Annotated in this window: 11 protein-coding genes and 1 pseudogene; 8 read left to right on the top strand and 4 right to left on the bottom strand. The window is 36.2% G+C overall.

All coding sequences use genetic code 11. The features are described 5' to 3' along the window. The first annotated feature begins 35 nt into the window (after positions 1-35). Genes GQS55_RS16045 through GQS55_RS16035 form a run of 3 tightly spaced genes read left to right on the top strand, consistent with a single transcriptional unit; the run spans position 36 to position 4,349 of the window. The gene (locus tag GQS55_RS16045; RefSeq protein ID WP_159821448.1) at positions 36-1,874 is read left to right on the top strand and encodes an assimilatory sulfite reductase (NADPH) flavoprotein subunit; all 1,839 of its coding nucleotides are present in this window, start codon (positions 36-38) and stop codon (positions 1,872-1,874) included. Continuing rightward, complete coding sequence (cysI, locus tag GQS55_RS16040) at positions 1,874-3,622, top strand: assimilatory sulfite reductase (NADPH) hemoprotein subunit (RefSeq protein WP_159821447.1); 1,749 nt, start codon at positions 1,874-1,876, stop codon at positions 3,620-3,622. The genes GQS55_RS16045 and cysI overlap by 1 nt, the downstream gene beginning before the upstream one ends. Then, complete coding sequence (locus tag GQS55_RS16035) at positions 3,615-4,349, top strand: phosphoadenylyl-sulfate reductase (RefSeq protein ID WP_159821446.1); 735 nt, start codon at positions 3,615-3,617, stop codon at positions 4,347-4,349. Before cysI ends, GQS55_RS16035 begins: the two co-directional genes overlap by 8 nt. A 15-nt stretch (positions 4,350-4,364) precedes the next feature. On the opposite strand, the gene GQS55_RS16030 is transcribed toward GQS55_RS16035, so the two are convergent. Further along, positions 4,365-5,255, bottom strand: a complete 891-nt coding sequence (locus GQS55_RS16030; RefSeq protein WP_236559673.1) for a TIGR03899 family protein — start codon at positions 5,253-5,255, stop codon at positions 4,365-4,367. Positions 5,256-5,748: 493 nt separating this feature from the next. Here GQS55_RS16030 and GQS55_RS16025 point away from each other — a divergent pair, with 493 nt between their 5' ends. Then, a complete protein-coding gene (locus tag GQS55_RS16025; protein WP_159821445.1) occupies positions 5,749-7,974 on the top strand; it encodes a bifunctional diguanylate cyclase/phosphodiesterase in 2,226 nt (741 codons plus the stop codon). Between the two features lie 135 nt (positions 7,975-8,109). On the opposite strand, the pseudogene GQS55_RS16020 reads toward GQS55_RS16025, so the two are convergent. Beyond that, positions 8,110-8,972 (bottom strand): annotated as a pseudogene (locus GQS55_RS16020) (MFS transporter); the annotation flags it as partial. A 341-nt stretch (positions 8,973-9,313) separates the two neighbouring features. Here GQS55_RS16020 and fadB point away from each other — a divergent pair. Both fadB and fadA read left to right on the top strand, forming a co-directional pair. Next, on the top strand, positions 9,314-11,485 hold the full coding sequence (fadB, locus tag GQS55_RS16015; protein ID WP_159821444.1) for a fatty acid oxidation complex subunit alpha FadB: 2,172 nt from the start codon (positions 9,314-9,316) through the stop codon (positions 11,483-11,485). A 15-nt stretch (positions 11,486-11,500) separates the two neighbouring features. Next, positions 11,501-12,661 carry an acetyl-CoA C-acyltransferase FadA gene (gene fadA, locus GQS55_RS16010; RefSeq protein ID WP_159821443.1) on the top strand — a complete coding sequence of 387 codons (1,161 nt, stop codon included), beginning with the start codon at positions 11,501-11,503 and terminating at the stop codon, positions 12,659-12,661. 272 nt (positions 12,662-12,933) lie between these two features. Here fadA and GQS55_RS16005 read toward each other — a convergent pair whose 3' ends face one another. After that, a complete protein-coding gene (locus GQS55_RS16005) occupies positions 12,934-13,854 on the bottom strand; it encodes a manganese-dependent inorganic pyrophosphatase (protein ID WP_159821442.1) in 921 nt (306 codons plus the stop codon). 523 nt (positions 13,855-14,377) lie between these two features. Between GQS55_RS16005 and GQS55_RS16000 the strand changes: the two genes are divergently transcribed. After that, positions 14,378-15,598, top strand: coding sequence for an EAL and HDOD domain-containing protein (locus GQS55_RS16000; protein WP_159821441.1), 1,221 nt, complete (start codon positions 14,378-14,380; stop codon positions 15,596-15,598). An 87-nt stretch (positions 15,599-15,685) separates the two neighbouring features. On the opposite strand, the gene GQS55_RS15995 is transcribed toward GQS55_RS16000, so the two are convergent. Then, positions 15,686-16,654, bottom strand: coding sequence for a class 1 fructose-bisphosphatase (locus GQS55_RS15995; RefSeq protein ID WP_159821440.1), 969 nt, complete (start codon positions 16,652-16,654; stop codon positions 15,686-15,688). A gap of 230 nt (positions 16,655-16,884) precedes the next feature. On the opposite strand from GQS55_RS15995, the gene GQS55_RS15990 reads away from it, so the two are divergent. Next, positions 16,885-19,368 (top strand): zinc-dependent metalloprotease, encoded by a 2,484-nt coding sequence (locus GQS55_RS15990; protein WP_159821439.1) that lies wholly within the window; start codon positions 16,885-16,887, stop codon positions 19,366-19,368. The last annotated feature ends 62 nt before the right edge of the window (positions 19,369-19,430 follow it).

Genomic DNA, 19,430 nt, shown 5'->3' with positions numbered 1-19,430 from the left:
CATTTACCTATATATTGTTATGGGTGAATATTCTTATGCCACAAGAGCAGCAAAATTCAAATACAGTATCAAGTTCACTTGATGCTAATCAACTTGTTTTACTACAACAAGCTACGTCTGGTTATTCGTCATTACAACTTGCTTGGGCAAGTGGTTATTTAGCTGCAAAAAGTGAGCAAGGTGCGAATGCACAAATTTCACCTGTAGCGGCGTTAGCTGCTGTTGCCGCGAAAACCTTAACTATTTTATATGCTTCACAAACAGGCAATGCTAAAGGCGTGGCAAGTAAACTTGCTGCTAGCGCTAAAGCTGCTGGTATCTCTGTGGTATTAAAAAATACTGCTGATTATAAAGCTAAGTCATCATTAAAAAATGAAACACACCTATTAATCGTTGCGAGTACTAATGGTGAAGGTGAAGCACCTGATGACGCTATTGAGTTTCATGAATTCTTATTGGGTAAAAAAGCGCCTAAGTTACCTAACTTACACTATAGCGTATTAGCGTTAGGTGACAGCAGTTATGAATTTTTCTGTCAAACAGGTAAAGATTTTGACGAACGCTTACAAGCGTTAGGTGCTAAGCAAGTTGCTCCTCGTGTAGATTGTGATGTTGATTACGACAGCGATTGTGAAGCTTGGACTTCAAGCATTGTTGAATCGTTAAAAGACGAACTTACTCAAACAGCTACAACTACTGCGGCAAGTGTCGGTGGAGTTGATGGTTTGCCAACCGCGGGTGCAGCGAGTCAATATTCTAAACAAAACCCATTAGCGGCAGAGTTTTCATTAAGTCAAAAAATCACGGGTCGAGATTCTGCTAAAGATGTTCGTCACATTGAAATTGACTTAGGTGAATCTGGTTTAACTTACCAAGTAGGTGATGCATTAGGTGTTTGGTTTGAAAATGATGAAGTACTTGTTGACAACTTATTAAGTGAACTTAGTTTCTCAGGCGATGAGAAAGTGTCACTAAAAGTTTCAGGTGAAGTACAAGAGTTTACCTTAAAGAATGCCTTAATCAGTCAATTAGAAATTACACAAACAGCGCCTTCGTTTATTGAGTTTTGGGCTCTACAGTCTAAAGACGCTAAGTTAACTGAGGTTGCGAGTGATAAAAACTCAGCGCGTGAATTTGCAGGCGAGCATCAAATTATTGATGTAGTGAAAATTGCTAAGGCTGATGTTGATGCACAAACGTTTGTTGATGCATTACGTAAAATTACACCGCGTTTATATTCTATTGCATCAGCACAAGCTGAAGTTGAAGAAGAAGTTCATTTAACTGTTGGTTTAGTTAATTTTGACGCTAATGGCGAAAGCCGTACTGGTGGTGCTTCAGGTTTCTTAGCAAACCGTTTAGACGAAGGCCAAAAAGTACGTGTTTTTGTTGAACATAACGACAACTTCCGTTTACCTCAGTCAGACGACACGCCAGTTATTATGATTGGTCCAGGTACGGGGGTTGCACCATTTAGAGCTTTCATGCAAGAGCGTGAAGCACGTGAAGCTACGGGTGATAACTGGATGTTCTTTGGTGATCAAACGTTCACTCAAGACTTCTTATATCAAGTTGAATGGCAGAACTATTTAAAATCTGGCCTACTTACACGTATGGATGTTGCTTTTTCTCGTGACCAAGCAGAAAAAATCTACGTACAAGACAGATTAAAAGAACAAGCTAGCGATGTTTTTGCTTGGTTAGAGCGTGGTGCACATTTATATATTTGTGGCGATGCTAACCGTATGGCGAAAGATGTTCATCAAATCTTGATAGAGATTATTGCAGAGCATGGCAAATTAAGTACAGAACAAGCCGAAGATTATTTAAAATCACTTAGATCTAACAAGCGTTACCAGAAGGATGTTTACTAATGAGCAACGATTTCACAAAAGTTGAAAACCCTGTATTAATTGTTGAAGGTAAGCAGGCTGATAACGAACGTTTAAAAGCGGAAAGCGACTACCTTCGAGGTACAATTGTAGAAGATCTACAAGATAGAATTACTGGTGGCTTTACTAGCGATAACTTCCAGTTGATACGTACTCACGGTATGTACCAACAAGATGATCGTGATATTCGTGCTGAACGTCAAAAGCAAAAGCTAGAACCATTACATAACGTAATGCTTCGTGCACGTTTACCTGGTGGTATTATTAATACTGACCAATGGTTAGCGATTGATAAATTTGCTGATGATTACACTTCTTACGGCAGTATTCGTTTAACTACACGTCAAACTTTTCAATTTCATGGTGTATTAAAGCCAAATATTAAGTTAATGCATCAAACATTAAATAGCGTTGGTTTAGATTCAATTGCAACCGCTGGTGATGTTAACCGTAATGTACTTTGTACGTCTAATCCAGTTGAGTCTTCATTACATCAAGAAGCTTATGAATGGGCAACTAAGATCAGTGAACATTTATTACCCAAAACTCGTGCTTATGCTGAGATTTGGTTAGATGAAGAGCGTGTTGAAACTACTGAAGAGCAAGAAATAGAGCCTATTTTAGGTAGTAATTACTTACCACGTAAATTTAAAACGACGGTTGTTATTCCTCCAAATAACGATATAGACGTTCATGCTAATGATTTGAATTTTGTTGCTATTAGTGAAAATGGTGAACTTATTGGCTTTAACGTACTTGTTGGTGGTGGTTTAGCCATGACACATGGCGATAATGCTACTTATCCACGTTGTGCTGATGATTTTGGTTTTATTCCAAAAGAGCACACTTTAGCTATTGCTGCAGCTGTTGTTACTACTCAGCGTGACTGGGGTAACCGTGTTAACCGTAAAAATGCTAAAACTAAATACACGTTAGATCGTGTTGGTGTTGATACATTCAAAGCGGAAGTAGAGCGTAGAGCGGGTATTAAATTTTCAGATTCACGTTCATATGAATTTACTCACCGTGGCGATAGTTTTGGCTGGGTTGAAGGTATTGATGGTAAGCATCATTTAACTTTATTCATTGAGAATGGCCGTATCCTTGATTTTGAAGGTGTTGATGGTAAAGCATTAAAAACGGGCATGCGTGAAATTGCAAAGATACACAAAGGTGATTTCCGTTTAACTGCAAACCAAAATTTGATTATCGCAGGCGTAGATGCTGCAGATAAAGCAATCATTGAACAGTTGGCACGTGATCATGGCTTAATTAATGATGGTGTTTCTAACCAACGTAAAAGCTCTATGGCATGTGTTGCATTTCCAACTTGTCCATTAGCGATGGCTGAAGCTGAGCGTTATTTACCTGGTTTAGTTGATGATGTAGAAAAAATTCTAACTAAAAATGGGTTGAAAGATGACAGTATTATCCTACGTGTCACTGGGTGTCCAAATGGTTGCGGACGAGCGATGCTTGCTGAAATAGGCCTTGTTGGTAAAGGTCCAGGTAAATACAATATGTATTTAGGTAGTGATTTAGCGGGTTCTCGAGTACCTAAGCTTTATAAAGAAAATGTTGATGAAGCGGGTGTATTAAGTGAAATTGATGAACTAAGTGCTCGTTGGGCTACAGAGCGTAACGATGGTGAAGCTTTTGGTGACTTTGTTATTCGTGCTGGAATTGTTGAGCAAGTAATCGTTAGTTTTAGAGATTTTCATCATGCTTAAAGCAGCAACCGCCGCTGAACTTGTGTTTCCTGATCCGGAACTCGCTCAGTGGAACCTTGCACTTGAAAAGCAAACAGCACAACAACGTGCTGAATGGGCAATGCAAAACTTGCCGGGTGCATTTGTTTTATCATCAAGTTTTGGTATTCAATCGGCAGTTATGTTGCACTTATTAACGCAAGTGGATAGTAATATACCTGTGTTAATAACTGATACTGGGCATTTGTTTCCAGAAACGTATCAATTTATTGAACAATTAACAGATCGCTTAAACTTGAACTTGAAAGTATATCAAGCAAAAGAAAGTGCAGCTTGGCAAATGGCTAAATATGGCGAAGAATGGGCATCAACAGATGAAGCGTTGAAAGCTTACAATCGTCGTAATAAAGTTGAGCCATTAGAGCGTGGTTTAACTGATCTTAATGCACAAACGTGGTTCTCAGGTGTTCGACGTCAGCAATCAGAGCATCGTCAAGGCCTAGGTGTTGTTGGTACATTACGTGGACGTTATAAAGTGCACCCAATTATTGATTGGAGCAACAAAGACGTTCACCAATACCTAACTAAACATAACTTGCCATATCACCCACTTTGGGATGAGGGTTATGTATCAGTAGGCGATGTACACAGTACAAGACCATTAACGTTAGGCATGACTGAAGAAGAAACACGCTTTGGTGGTGGACAACGTGAATGTGGTTTGCATACTGATGGCGATGGGATTTAAGCAAGGCCAACTATACTAGCTACTCACTACGTCAAAGTGGTGAGTTAGTTGTTCTTTTAAGAAAGAAAAAAACTCTTTGTTTGGTTTATCTATAATTAAGTTTGCTAGCTCGGCACCAATAGATGTAAATTTATAAAACTGCAAGGCAATATTATTTTTCTTGCTCGTTAGTTTTAATGGTGCACCATTATAGTAAAAACTAAATACCTCTCCACTTCTCATCATACTTGATTCACTTTCTTGTTGAAAAATCAATTTGTTATCTGCTAAAGATAATATATCAGCATAATTTAAACCAAAATGGCTTAAATTTATGTACTGCTGCCTCTCTTGATTAAAAAAGTTTAATAGTCCTGGTTGTTGGTATGACCCCGAGATGATACGAATATTTTTTTTACTGTTATCTTTTACCGCTAAAGAGCAGGCTTTCGCCAATAACTTAGCATCGACAATACTCATATCCCGAAAAACTTTTAATGCTTTAAGTGAATATAAACCCGGACGCGCTAATTCTCCGGCAAGTATCTTGGCCCATAAATCTTGCATTGTGGGGTTACTCACATTTTCAGCTAAGCTAATATAACGATTAAACCAATCTAAATCGGGTCTTTTATCTAGTGGTTTACTTGCACAAAATGCAAATGTTTTCACCATGATTTCTTCAATGTTTTCTTGTTTTCGCAGACTTGCTAACCTTTCACGTTTAGTACTACGATCTTGAAGTGGCATTTGTTTTTCAGGAGGTAATAGAGGGGCTTCTACACCAAATAGCTGAGTTATTTTGAAAAATTGCTTGTGTGTTGGCGTCTCAACATTATTGTCAATGGAAGCTCCTTCCACTGGAAGATTGCATTGATTATCTTCATCCTGATCAATAACAACGACAGCTGATTTATCTGGGTTCAAGTTAGTACTCCATACTAAAAATATCTGAGCAATATCAATATAGTGATAGGCTTTATCGCTATTTATTGATATAAAATAATATACTACCAAGCATATAGTGGTACAAATATAATTTAATTGTATTGGTTTATTGAAATTTGTCAAAATGACTTTTATTATATAACTTAATACTAGGTTAATATTTATTAACTATTTGAAATATAAATAATAATTTTATATTCTCCAATAAGATTGATTACTTATTTAAATGAATTTACCTATCAATAGGTAGTCTGTTAATGATTTATTTAATGAGAATACTATTAAAAATAGTAGCTATAGAAATGTATATTTAGCTAAATTGAAGTTATTCAAATGAAAAAATAAAAGAATGCTTCAAAAAAGTAGCAATAAGGTATAGTTCAGTTATAGTTATAGAATACGAAAGAACAATGATAAATAATTGATAGAAATTCAAATTTAATTAGCAACAAGCTAATTGCTTAAGGACGATATGCACGCATCTGAAAATTCACAAGACGACTTTCTATTTATCGATGATAGTGATGAAGAAGAGGTTTTAGAAGGCACTGGTGATGGAGTCTGGCAGGTTCTGATTGTTGATGATGATCCTGAGATTCATTCAGTTACCCAATTAGCCTTATCAGACTTAATAGTACTGGGTCGACGTTTAGAATATTTTCATGCCTATTCTGGTAAAGATGCTTGTCAGGTAATCAAAAGCAACCCAGATATAGTTCTAGTATTACTTGATGTTGTAATGGAAACGGATAATGCCGGTTTAACGGTTGTAAAATATATTCGTGAAGAATTAAATCGTCAAGATATACGTATTGTCTTAAGAACAGGGCAACCAGGTTATGCACCTGAAGAAAGTGTTATTAAAGAATACGATATAAATGATTATAAAACGAAAACAGAGCTAACACGACGAAAACTCGTTACTACCGTTTATGCCGCAATCCGCTCTTACCAACAAATTGCAGCGGTCACAGAAAGCCGTCAAGGTTTAGAAAAAATAGTTTCAGGCTCTTCTGGCCTTCTTGAATTACACTCTATAGCCGAATATACCCAAGGTACTTTAAGCCAATTAACCCAGCTGATAAATCAAGATGTTCAAGGTTTATTTTGTGCTAGAGGGCAAGGTATTATAGACAATACCGATGATTTGAGCCTTTATATTATTGCGCAGCAGGGTTTTTCGTTATCTCTACCTAATCAAAAATTAGCAACTTTAGAAAATGTACAAATTAATCAATACATGCAAACGTGTTTTACACAAAAAGAGCATCAATATTTTAATGATGGCCTATGCTTGTATATCGCAAGAGGTGGATGTCGCGCCGTTGTTTATTTAACCCTAACTGAACCTCTTCGGGATATTCAAAAACAATTATTAGAAGTATTCGTAACTGGTGTTTCAATCGGTTATGAAAATGTACACTTATTTCAAAAGCTTAAAAATGCAGCGTATAAAGATTGGTTAACTAATTTACCTAATAGATTAGAATTTGTACGTATGCTTGAAACCTTTAGTGAGAATGCACCTAATAATTATGTGGCAGCACTTATTGATTTGAATCATTTTAGCGATGTTAACGATGCTTTGGGTCAGGAAATAGGTAATCAATTATTATCTGCTGTTTCTCAACGACTACAAAGCATATGTAGTAGCTGTGAAATTGCGCGTGTTGGCGCTGATGTATTTGGTATTATTGGCTCTCAAGAAATTGTAACACCTGATGCTTTATTGGCGTTATTTGAACACCCATTCACTGCAGGTGAACAAAAACTGCCGATAAATGCCTGTTTTGGTTTTTGTACGAAAGAACACGCGAGTAGCAGCGGTGTAAAAGTACTTAATCAAATTAATATTGCTTTAAACCTCGCTAAGAAAAAACGTGAAACACATTTTGCTTATTATAATCCTGAGTTAGAAGACGAAACGCAATGGCGTTTGAATATGATTAGGCAACTACGCAATGATTTTTCAGAGGGACGCCTTGAGTTATGGTATCAACCTCAGCTGTCATTAAGTTCAGGCAAAGTGATTGGCGCTGAAGCCTTACTTCGTTGGCGAACAATTGATGGTAACTTTATTTCTCCTGCGGTCTTTATTCCATTAGCTGAATATTCTGGTCTAATTGTTGAAATAGGGGAATGGGTAATTAATCAAGCTTGTTCGCAAATTAAACTATTAGAAGAAAAGAAATTCGATAATATTACTATCTCTGTGAATGTCTCAATACCTCAATTTAGGTGTTGTAATTTTGTTGATGTGGTATTGAATGCAACGCAAAAACATCAAATATTACCTTGTAAATTAGAATTAGAAATTACTGAAAATATTTTAATGGATGACCCTGAAGTAGTCATTGATGCGTTAGTTAAGTTAAAAAGGCAAGGCATTAGTATTGCACTTGATGATTTTGGTACTGGCTTTTCATCGATGAGTTATTTACAAAAGCTTCCTTTAGATCGCCTTAAAGTGGATAGGGCTTTTATTCGCGATATTGCACAAGAAGATCAATCAGTGATTGCTGAAACAATTATTGATTTAGGTAAAAAAATGAACTTAAAGGTTATTGCTGAAGGTATTGAAGAAATTGAACAGCAAGAGAGATTAATTGAGTTAGGTTGTGATGAAGTACAAGGTTTCTATTATGCCAAGCCGATGCCTTCTGATGAGTTCTTAACATTTCTTAAAAGCCATACTTAACCATTAAACTGATATTACTGTTAGGTTAAAAAGCAGTTTAAATATCAATTAAAACGCAAAGTTAATAGCTACGAATAATGTGACTATTAACTTTGCCTAATAATTCAAGACTCTTCATTGTTGTCATTATTTTACCTAAGCGTTACTCGCTATGCGTATTTCATTCCCTTGTGCTGGTTCGTCAGGAATTAGCATGGCAAAGCATAAAGAGCATAGTGCAAATCCAGCCCCTATATAGAATACCCAAGTAGGTTGTACAATCCATAATATTCCTAACAGTGCAGGAATTACCACAGCTGCAATATGGTTTATAGAGAAGCTTACACCTGCGGTTGCCGCAATATCTTCGGGTTGCGCAATTTTTTGGAAATAAGTTTTAATTGCAATGGCGAGTGCAAAAAATAAATGATCGATTACATACAATGCTGCAGCAAGATTGGCGTTTTCGACTAAGCCGTAGCAAATAAATACAATAACTAAACCTATATATTCAAACCTTAATACTGAACGTTCGCCAATTATTCCAATTAACTTCCCTATTTTTGCAGCAAACAACCAGTTAAAAATATAATTAATCAAAAATAAAGCGCTGATATCTGCAACGCTATAGTGAAATTTTTCTACCATTAAAAAACCGGCAAAAACAACGAAAATTTGTCTCCTAGCGCCACTAAAAAAAGTGAGGGCATAAAATAACCAATAACGTTTCCTGATAACAATTTTTTTGTTTGTTCTGTTTTTTCTTTAAAGTGCCAAAAAGACAAGGCTAATATAAGGGTGAATAACAAACCTATACCCCCAAATAAAGTATAAGTTAGATGATAAGACCAACTTAAAATCTCCATTAAAAGCCAAATACTCGAAAAAGCGAGCAGCGAAGCCATTGCTTTTACAGACAGCATTTTACCGAGAAAGTGAGCTGTTTTATCTTTATCAATCCATTGTAGAGTTAATGATTGGCTCAGGGTCTCATAATAATAAGTGCTCAGGCTGATTAAAGCGTTTTAAAAAAACGTATCATAAGTACATTTCAAAGTGTGATATTAAAAATATTAGCTATACTTTACGCCAATTGATAGTGATAAAAAATTATGTATTCGACATTTAAATCTTTATGTTTTCATAAAGAACAGTAAGTTAGTGTGATTGAAATAAAATTAATACAAACGATTAAAACAAACGTTTAAATAAATTTGCTATTCATTATATTTCAAGGCACACTCAGTCAGCTATTATTAGTTCTCTATACCTTTTAGTAGATAAACATCGACTAAAAATATAGAGAAATATCAATAATCATCAATACATCAACACCACTTTTAGGTGAAGGAGACAAAGCATGATATATCAAGGCAAGAGCCTTTCAGCCCAGTTACTAGAAGACGGCATTGTAGAACTTAAATTCGATGCTCAGGGATCAGTAAATAAATTTGATCAAGCAACCTTTGAAGAATACAGGGCTGTTGTGGCGGCAATTAATAATTGTGGTGATGCAAAAGGCGTGATGGTTACGTCTGGAAAATCAACATTTATTGTAGGTGCTGACATCACTGAATTTTTAAGTTCATTTAATCAACCAGAAGAGCAATTAGTTTCTTGGGCTAAAAGTGCTTCTGATGTTTTCGATTCATTCGAAGATATTCAATTACCGACTATCGCGGCCATTAATGGTATTGCTTTAGGTGGCGGTTGTGAAATGACCTTAGTATGTGATTATCGTGTTGCTGATACTAATACTAGTATAGGACTACCTGAAGTGAAGTTAGGCTTAATGCCTGGTTTTGGTGGTACCGTTAGATTACCTCGTATCATTGGTTTTGATAATGCAGCTACGTGGATGTCAACAGGTAAAGCATTTAAAGCGTCAGCGGCACTTGCACAAGGCCTTGTTGATGCGGTTGTTAAACCAGAAACTTTACGTTCAGCAGCAATTAGTATGCTTAAACTTGCTATTGATGGGAAATTAGATTGGCGTGTAAAACGTCAGGCTAAATTAGAGCCATTAACGTTATCTCAAACAGAAATGATCATGTCTTCGACAACGTGTAAAGGCATGATTGCAGCAAAAGCAGGCAAGCATTATCCTGCACCAATGGTGATGATTAATACATTAATTGCGGCCGCAGGTTTAGATCGTGCTGGCGCTATGGCTGTAGAAAATGCCGGTTTTGCTAAATTAGCAAAAACTGACGAAGCAACTGCGCAAATTGGTTTGTTTATGGCAGACCAAGTTATTAAAGGTAAAGCCAAAAAAGCAAGTAAGTTGGCGACCAAGTCTGTGAACAAAGCTGCTGTATTAGGTGCTGGTATCATGGGTGGTGGTATCGCTTACCAATCTGCTTATAAAGGCACGCCAATCATTATGAAAGATATTAATGATCAAGCGCTAGACCTAGGTTTAAAAACGGCGACAGCCATTTTAACTAAACAAGTTGAACGCGGACGTATGGATGCTAAAAAAATGGCAGGTGTACTTAATAACATTACACCTTCTCTTAGTTATGACAGCGTAAAAGATGTTGATATTGTTGTCGAAGCGGTTGTTGAAAACCCTAAAGTTAAAGGGATGGTTTTAGCCGAAGTTGAATCGGTAATCAGTGAAGACGCTATTCTTACGTCTAATACGTCTACTATTTCAATTGATTTGTTAGCACAAAGTATAAAACGTCCTGCAAACTTTTGTGGTATGCACTTTTTTAACCCAGTAAACAAAATGCCATTAGTAGAAGTTATTCGCGGTAAAGATACTTCTGATGAAACGGTTGCTGCTGTTGTTGCTTATGCTGCTAAAATGGGTAAATCACCAATTGTTGTTAATGACTGCCCTGGTTTTTATGTAAACCGTGTTTTATTCCCTTACTTTGCTGGTTTTAGTCAATTAGTACTTGAAGGTGCAGACTTTACCGCGATTGATAAAGTGATGGAAAAGCAATTTGGTTGGCCTATGGGTCCAGCATATCTACTTGATGTTGTTGGTATTGATACAGCAGATCACTGTACTGGTGTTATGTCATCTGGTTTTCCTACTCGCATGACTAAAATAGATAATGATCCTGTAAGCACTTTATATGCTAATGATCGTTTAGGTCAAAAAAATGGTGCAGGCTTTTATGATCATATGAAAGACAAACGTGGTCGTCCAATGAAAGTAGCTGCCCCTGTTGCTTACGAATTATTGGGCCAACATTGTGCTGATAAAAAAGACTTCACTAGTGAAGAAATTATTGCTCGCATGATGATTCCAATGGTCAATGAGGTTGTTCGTTGTTTAGAAGAAGGTGTTGTTGATACAGCAGCTGAAGCTGATATGGGCTTAATTTATGGTGTAGGGTTCCCACCATTTAGAGGTGGTGCAATTCGTTATTTAGAGACATTAGGTTTAAATAACTTTATCGCTATGGCTGATAAATATGCGCATTTAGGTGAAATATATCATGTTACTGATGGCCTACGTAGTATGGCTAAATCGGGTAAATCTTATTTCACTACAGACGTTAAAACTAACGCTTAACCCAAGGAGAATAAAATGAACGAAGTTGTAATTGTAGACTGCATACGAACTCCAATGGGGCGCTCTAAAGCCGGTGTTTTTCGTAATGTACGTGCTGAAGCATTATCAGCACATTTAATGAAAGAAATTTTAAAACGTAATCCAGCGTTAAATCCTGAAGATATCGAAGATGTTATTTGGGGCTGTGTGAAGCAAACTAAAGAGCAAGGTTTTAATATTGCACGTAATGCATCATTACTGGCAGGCTTACCTAAATCTATTGGTGGTGTTACTGTTAATCGCTTATGTGGTTCTTCTATGGAAGCACTGCATCAAGCAAGTACCAGCATTATGTGTGGTCAAGGTGATGTATTCTTAATTGGTGGTGTTGAACATATGGGTCATGTACCTATGATGTACGATGTTGATTTTGATCCTGCATTGAATAAGCATATCGCCTTAGCTTCTGGCAACATGGGGTTAACTGCTGAGCTTCTTGGTAAGCAACACGGTATAACTCGTGAAATGCAAGATGCATTTGGAGCTCGCTCGCACCAAAAAGCTTATGAAGCACAATTGGCTGGTCGTTGGGATAATGAAATTGTTGCAACGCAAGGTCATGACGCTTCAGGCGCCTTGACATTAGTTGAGCATGATGAAGTAATTCGTCCTGAAACTACCGCTGAAAGCTTATCTGCTTTACGTCCAGTGTTTGATCCTGCTAATGGTACAGTAACGGCAGGTACATCTTCTGCGCTTTCAGATGGTGCTTCAGCAATGTTGGTTATGTCTGCAGCTAAAGCGAAAGCATTAGGTTTAACACCTCGTGCGAAAATTCGTGGTATGGCTGTTGCTGGTTGCGATCCGTCAACCATGGGCTTTGGTCCTGTACCAGCGACGAAAAAAGCATTAAAACGTGCTGGTTTATCTATTGAAGATATTGAGTTATTTGAATTCAATGAAGCTTTTGCTGCTCAGGCACTTTCTTGTGTAAGAGCGTTAAAAGTAGAAGATAAAATGGATAAAATTAATTTGAATGGTGGTGCAATCGCACTAGGTCATCCATTAGGTTGTTCTGGCTCTCGTATCTCGGGCACACTGATTAACTTAATGGAAGGTGAAGATGTGAGTCTTGGTTTAGCCACTATGTGTATAGGGTTAGGGCAAGGGATAGCGACCGTGTTCGAAAGAGTCTAATATTTTTGCTGAAACCCTTTATTAGTTTTGTTGAAAGTACTTATAAATTCTTTTGGAAATAATTCGAATATCCGAAGGATGGCCTTAAGGCGAAGTACAGGATGTACGGAGTAATGACTAGCGTTAACTCCGTGCTTTCGACTCACTACTAAAGATCTCATCTTCAATATGAATACTTTTATAAACAAATAAAAAAACCAGTAATTGCTGGTTTTTTTGTCACTAAAATAACGTGATTTTTGAAATCAGTAATTAAACCGAGCTCAGGTGGATTAAGCAAAAACGTCTTGTAAAGGTGGTACTACTTGCTTCTTGCGGCTAAGTACGCCGTCAAGCCATACTTTTCCGTCAGTAGTTGCTTTACCAAAAGCAGCTTCGGCTAAATTTTCATTGTCGCTAATAACAAGTAACTCTGAGCCTTCTTTCATTATATCTGTTAATAAAAGCATTACAGTATGACGATTGCCTTCGGTTTTAAGTTTCGCTATATCTGCTTCTAGATCAGCTTTCATATCATCAAATATGGCTAAATCAATCACTTCTAATTGACCAATACCAACAAGGTTTCCGTTCATGTTGAAGTCTTTAAAGTCACGCAATACTAGGTCTCTTACTGGAGTACCTTCAACAGCAGATTTTACTTTAAACATTTCCATGCCTAAGTCTGTTGGATTTTCAATACCAGCAATTTCTGCTAATGCTTCAACACATTTAATATCAGCGGTAGTACAAGTAGGAGATTTAAAAATAACCGTATCACTTAAAATGGCACACATCATAGCACCAGCAATGTTTTTAGGAATTTCTACATCGTGAAAATCGTACATCATTTTGATAATAGTGTTGGTACAGCCTACCGGACGAACCCATATTTCTAACGGCGTTGAAGTAGTAAGATCACCTAATTTATGGTGATCAATAATACCCAAAATAGTAGCGTCATCTACATCATCTGGCCCTTGTGTACGCTCAGAGTGATCAACGATATATATGTTTTCACCGGCGTAACTAGTTTTAAGCTCTGGTTGTTCAAAACCGAACTTATCTAAAATGAATAAGGTTTCTGGAGTAAGCTCACCTAAACGAGCAGGAACAGTTTCCTCTCCTAAAGTCGTTTTTAAATACGATAACGCGATGGCTGAGCAGATAGAGTCTGAGTCAGGTATCTTGTGACCAACAACATAATTTGGCATGAAATAATCTCGGGTGATAAAATAATATTGGCAATATTTTATCAAGAAAAATGTAGGTAGGATAGAGCTTAACGCCATTAGTCGCTATAGTTTACTACAAACTAATTATTATTCGAATATATCAAATAACTATTTTAGTGACGATATTTTCGCTACTGGGTACGGTTTTAAAGCGTTATATCAAGCATGTTTTAGTTGAATTATATTCATTATTTTAAAATATTGGTGATATCCATTTTTTATATTGTTTATTTTATTATGTAAACACTATAAAAATGGCTATTGATGATTAAATAACATAAACAGTATATACCTAAAAAATTAAGTAATTGAATAGAGGAATAAAGTGGACTTCTCTTAGTTTAATCTTCAACGACTTGATATTTATATTAAAAAAATCGTATCGTTAGCTTAGTAGAAATAATCTTTAACCTTATTGAAATTATAAGGTTATGAACCTGTCTTTATTACAGAACTCTTCTATATTTAACACACTGATTTAAAGCATTCAAAGGTAAGTAAGTTGGATTCATATATAGCTAGACAACCGATCCTGAATCTCAAAAAGGAAACAGTAGCTTTTGAGTTGTTATTTCGTGATGGAGAGGCTAATTCTTTTCCTAATATAGACGCAGATAAGGCTATATCAAAAATAATTGTCGATAATCAACTCACATTAGGGATCAATGAAATTACAGGTAATTTACCTGCTTTTATTAATTTTCATACTAATGCACTTGTTCATCATTTCCCTACTTTTTTAGATAAAAAGGATATAGTCGTTGAAATATTAGAAAGTGTGATTATAAGTGAAGAACTTATTAATGCTTGTAAGAAACTTAAGGCAAAAGGTTATACTCTTGCATTAGATGACTATGACTTTGACACTAAATGGGATGTATTTTTACCTTTTATTGATATCATTAAAGTAGATGTTTTTGAAGTTAATATGGAGGATATTAAGCGTTTTTTACCTCGTTTTCATGATATGAAAATTGAATGGTTAGCTGAAAAAGTAGAGACTTTAATCGAGTTTGAGCAATTAAAAGAGTTAGGTTTTACTTTATTTCAAGGCTACTTCTTTGCAAAACCAGAAATGCTTAAGAAAGTAAATATTACAGCATCTAAACAACACCTTATCGATTTAATGAAACATAGTTGTAGCACTGAATTTGATTTTGATGCGATTAGTGATATTTTTAGTAAAGATTTAGGGCTTACATATAAATTACTTCGTTTTATTAATAGCCCGGGTTATGGCCCAAGCAAAGAAATTAGCTCTTTAAAGCATGCATTAATCTATATTGGTGATGTTGAGTTGAAAAAGTTTATAGCATTATTGGTTTTTGCTGATTTAAACGAAGGTAAACCAGAAGAGATATTTAGGTCTTCATTAATCAGAGCTAAATTTTGTGAAAAAATATCTACTATTCAAGAAGATAAAAAAAACCCACCAAAAGCTTTTTTAACCGGAATGTTATCTCACATTGATGGGGTCTTAAATCAAAGTATTAGTGATGTAATGAAAATTTTGCCTATTCATGAAGATATTAAAACAGCTCTTGTGAAAAAAGATAATTATTTAGCGAAATATCTAGAACTTTCTATGGTCTTAGAGCAAGGGAATTGGGAGAAGGCTAAAAACACTTCTCATTCAATTAAGTTGAATGAGGAAGCTTACTTAGATACTTATAAAGAATCTATTCAATGGTCGGATGCGATGCTCGCCATTATTTCTAAGTAAAGCAAATTTAAAATCCCCAATATGTATTTTTGGGGATAAAATTTCATATCACTAAATAAACAGTAACTCTACTAACTGCTTAAACGTTTACTTATAGTAAGTAAGGCAAGCTTCAACTTCGTTTTTAGAGCCCATAATAACTTCAACACGCTGATGAATACTGGTAGGTTCAATATCCATGATTCTGCCTTTACTCGTCATGGCTAATCCACCCGCTTGTTCAATTAAAAACGACATTGGGTTAGCTTCATACATTAAGCGTAATTTATTTGGTTGCTCTGGATTTTTACTATCAGTAGGGTAAGTGAATAAACCTCCACGACATAATACACGGTGAATATCACCTACCATAGCGGCAATCCAACGCATGTTGAAATTTTTACCACGTGGCCCCGTGTCACCGTCAATTAAGTCTTTAATGTAGTTTTTCATTGGTTCTTGCCAAAATCGTTGATTCGACATATTGATAGCAAACTCTTGAGTATCTGTAGGAACTTGTACATTACGGTGAACTAAAAGGTATCCGCCATGGGTTCTATCAAGCACGTAGAAATGTGTACCTTTACCCGTTGTCATTACTAACATAGTGGCAGGACCATATAAAACATATCCAGCACAAACTTGATGGTCGCCTGATTGCTTGAACATATCAGGATTGCTTGGGTCCATATCTTCAGGCGCTTTATGGATAGAAAAAATTGTACCAATTAGTGAATTAATATCAATATTTGAACTACCGTCTAGCGGATCAAAAGAAACAAGATATTTACCAACAGGGTTACCTGCAACAGAAGTGTCTTCTTCTTCTGATGATATTGCTTTAACAAAACCTGATTCAAGTACAATATCTTTAAATAATTCATTGGCAACTACGTCTAATTTCTTCTGTATTTCGCCTTGAATGTTTTCATCTAATGTTGAACCCATTAAGCCGCCTAAATGAGCTTGGCTAACACGAAATGAAATTTCTTTGGTTGCAGCTAAAATGGTTTTTATCAGTGAAATAAGATCTTCAGGAACATTGTCTTGGCGTAGAGCAGGGGAGAGTCGTTGCATTGGGTTACCTTATAGCGTTAAAGTTGTATACTTTATAATGGCTATTAATGAGGGTGCATTCCTGTTAATAGCAGTCTATTTTTTGAAAGTTGATAGTAATTTTTTAATTATTTATTTTGCTTTCCTCTTGATTATAACAAGTTTAACTTTGCTTTCTAAGGTTTAAACTTATTTTTATTGAGATACTACCCGTGAATCATTTTAATTTAGTTTAATTAATAAGGAAAAAAATGAATTTTATCAATCGACTATTATTTATATCACTTTGTGTTATTTCAACCATGAGTTTTGCTGAAAAAGCCACTGTAGGTTTTGCTGAGTTTACAAAAGGTAAAATAGCTCAGCAAGGATATTTTTCTTTTTATCATGATAAAAATGAAGGAAAGGTTTATCTTCAAATTGATAATTTTGGCCAAGAATTTTTATTTCAATCGAGTTTACCCCATGGAATTGGTTCAAATGATATCGGTTTAGATCGCGGGCAACTTGGCGACACACGTTTAGTAAAGTTTGAACGGGTAGGTAAGAAAGTCTTTCTAAAACAGTTGAACACTTATTATCGCGCCGATTCAGATAATTTATTGGAAAAAAAATCAATAGATGAAGCTTTTGCTAGCTCGATTATCTGGGGCTTTACCGTCGTAAATGAAACGGTTGATACGGGGAAAAACACTCAAAAAGTATTAATTGATTACACCCCTTTTTTATTATCAGATATTCATAATATTAGCCAAATATTAGAAGATAAAAAACAAGGAAGTTTCAACGTTGATAATAGTCGCAGTGCCTTATATGCAAAGCGCACTAAAGCCTTTCCTGAAAATACAGAGCTTGAAGCTATGGTTACCTTTACTGGCTCAGGTGCTGGCAGCCATTTAAAATCTGTTACACCTGACTCAAGTTCGGTTACTGTGCATTTACATCATTCTTTAATTAAATTACCTGACGATAATTATCAAACAAGAGAGTTTCACCCTTTTAGCGGCTTTTGGTCAATAGCTTACGCAGATTATGCTAGCAAAATAGATGAACCCTTAATTAAACGCTTAATCCCTCGTCATCGCTTAGCGAAGAAAGGCAGCGCTGTAAGCGGCAACAGTGTCGCGATTGAGCCGATTGTTTATTATCTAGATTCTGGTGTTCCTGAACCAATACGTACCGCGCTTATTGATGGTGCGATGTGGTGGGATCAGGCATTTGAAAGTATTGGCTATAAGGATGCTTTTCAAGTAAAAATGCTGCCTGCTGATGCAGACCCAATGGATGTACGTTACAACGTTATTCAGTGGGTACATAGGGCAACGCGAGGTTGGTCATATGGCGCCTCTGTTATTGATCCTCGTACAGGAGAAATAATTAAAGGTCATGTGACACTTGGATCACTACGTGTACGCCAAGATTATTTAATAGCGTTAGGTTTAACATCGCCATTTACTGCTAAAGATACTGATACAAGCGCGATGAAAAATATGGCCTTAGCACGTATTAGGCAACTTTCAGCGCATGAGGTTGGTCATACATTAGGTATAGCGCATAACTTTGCTGCTAGTGTTAATGATAGAGCATCAGTTATGGATTACCCACACCCTTATATAACACTTGATGAACATGGCGAAATTGATTTATCTGATGCATATAAAGAAAATATTGGACTATGGGATAAGTACGTTATTGCTTATGGCTATGGCGATTATCAAAATGAGTCAGAACAGTTATTAGCATTGGTTGCTGACACACAAGCAAAAGGGCTTTTATATGCTTCAGATCCTGATGCTCGTTCGTCGTCAAGTACTCAAAGTACAGGTCATTTGTGGGATAACGGTGACAATGCCGCGGTTGAATTAACGCGAGTTATACAAGTACGTAAGAAAGCGTTATCAGATTTTGGTCTAAACTCTATTGCTGTTGGAACACCTTTGTCTGAATTAGAGCAAACCTTGGTGCCTATTTATAATTTTCATCGTTATCAAGTAGAGGCTGCCGTTAAATTAATAGCGGGTTCAAGCTATAGTTATGAACTTAAAAAGGATAATCAAGAAGCTAAGCAGCAGGGGCTTGTTACTATTTCTGCCGAAATGCAGCAACAAGCTTTATCATCATTATTAGCAACACTGAACAGTGACTTTTTGACAATTCCAGAAAGTATAATTCAGCTGATAGCACCTAAAGCTTATGGTTATTATCGTAACCGTGAAAGCTTTAACTCACAAACAGGTATTACATTTGACCCTGTTTCTGCAGCACAAGCTAGCGCTAAACATACCATAACATTACTGTTAAACGCTGAACGACTAGCGCGCTTAGCACAGCAAGAAAGTTTATATTTTACAGAGAGTAAAAAAGGTAAAACGCATAAGGGCGCTTTTTCTGTTGAGGCGCTGATTTCACAACTTATTGATAAAACAATAAAGCAACGTCCAGAAAGTGGTTTGGCGTTATTAGTACAGCAGCGGGTGAATCAACAAGTTATTGAACAACTGCTTGAGTTATGGCACTCACCAAAATCAGTACCTGAAGTACGTAGTGCTACGTTAGCTAGCTTAAAAAATATCGAAAATTGGTTAGACGATAATAATGATGATCGCCATTATAAGAAGTTAGCCGAACACTTTAAGTTACTCGAGCAGCAGATAGATTTTAGTTTAAGTGAAGGAAAACGGGTGGTTATTCCTAAAGAAATTAATATGCCACCTGGCTCTCCTATTGGTGGTTAATCATAACGGGCTAATATTAAGTTAGTTGAGTGATCTAATAGTCATAGGTTTAAAAAAAAACG

Origin of the sequence: Colwellia sp. 20A7 (assembly GCF_009832865.1) — a bacterium.
In the GTDB taxonomy this organism is placed as follows: Bacteria; Pseudomonadota; Gammaproteobacteria; order Enterobacterales; family Alteromonadaceae; genus Colwellia.
This window is presented reverse-complemented; position numbering and strand designations above follow the sequence as displayed.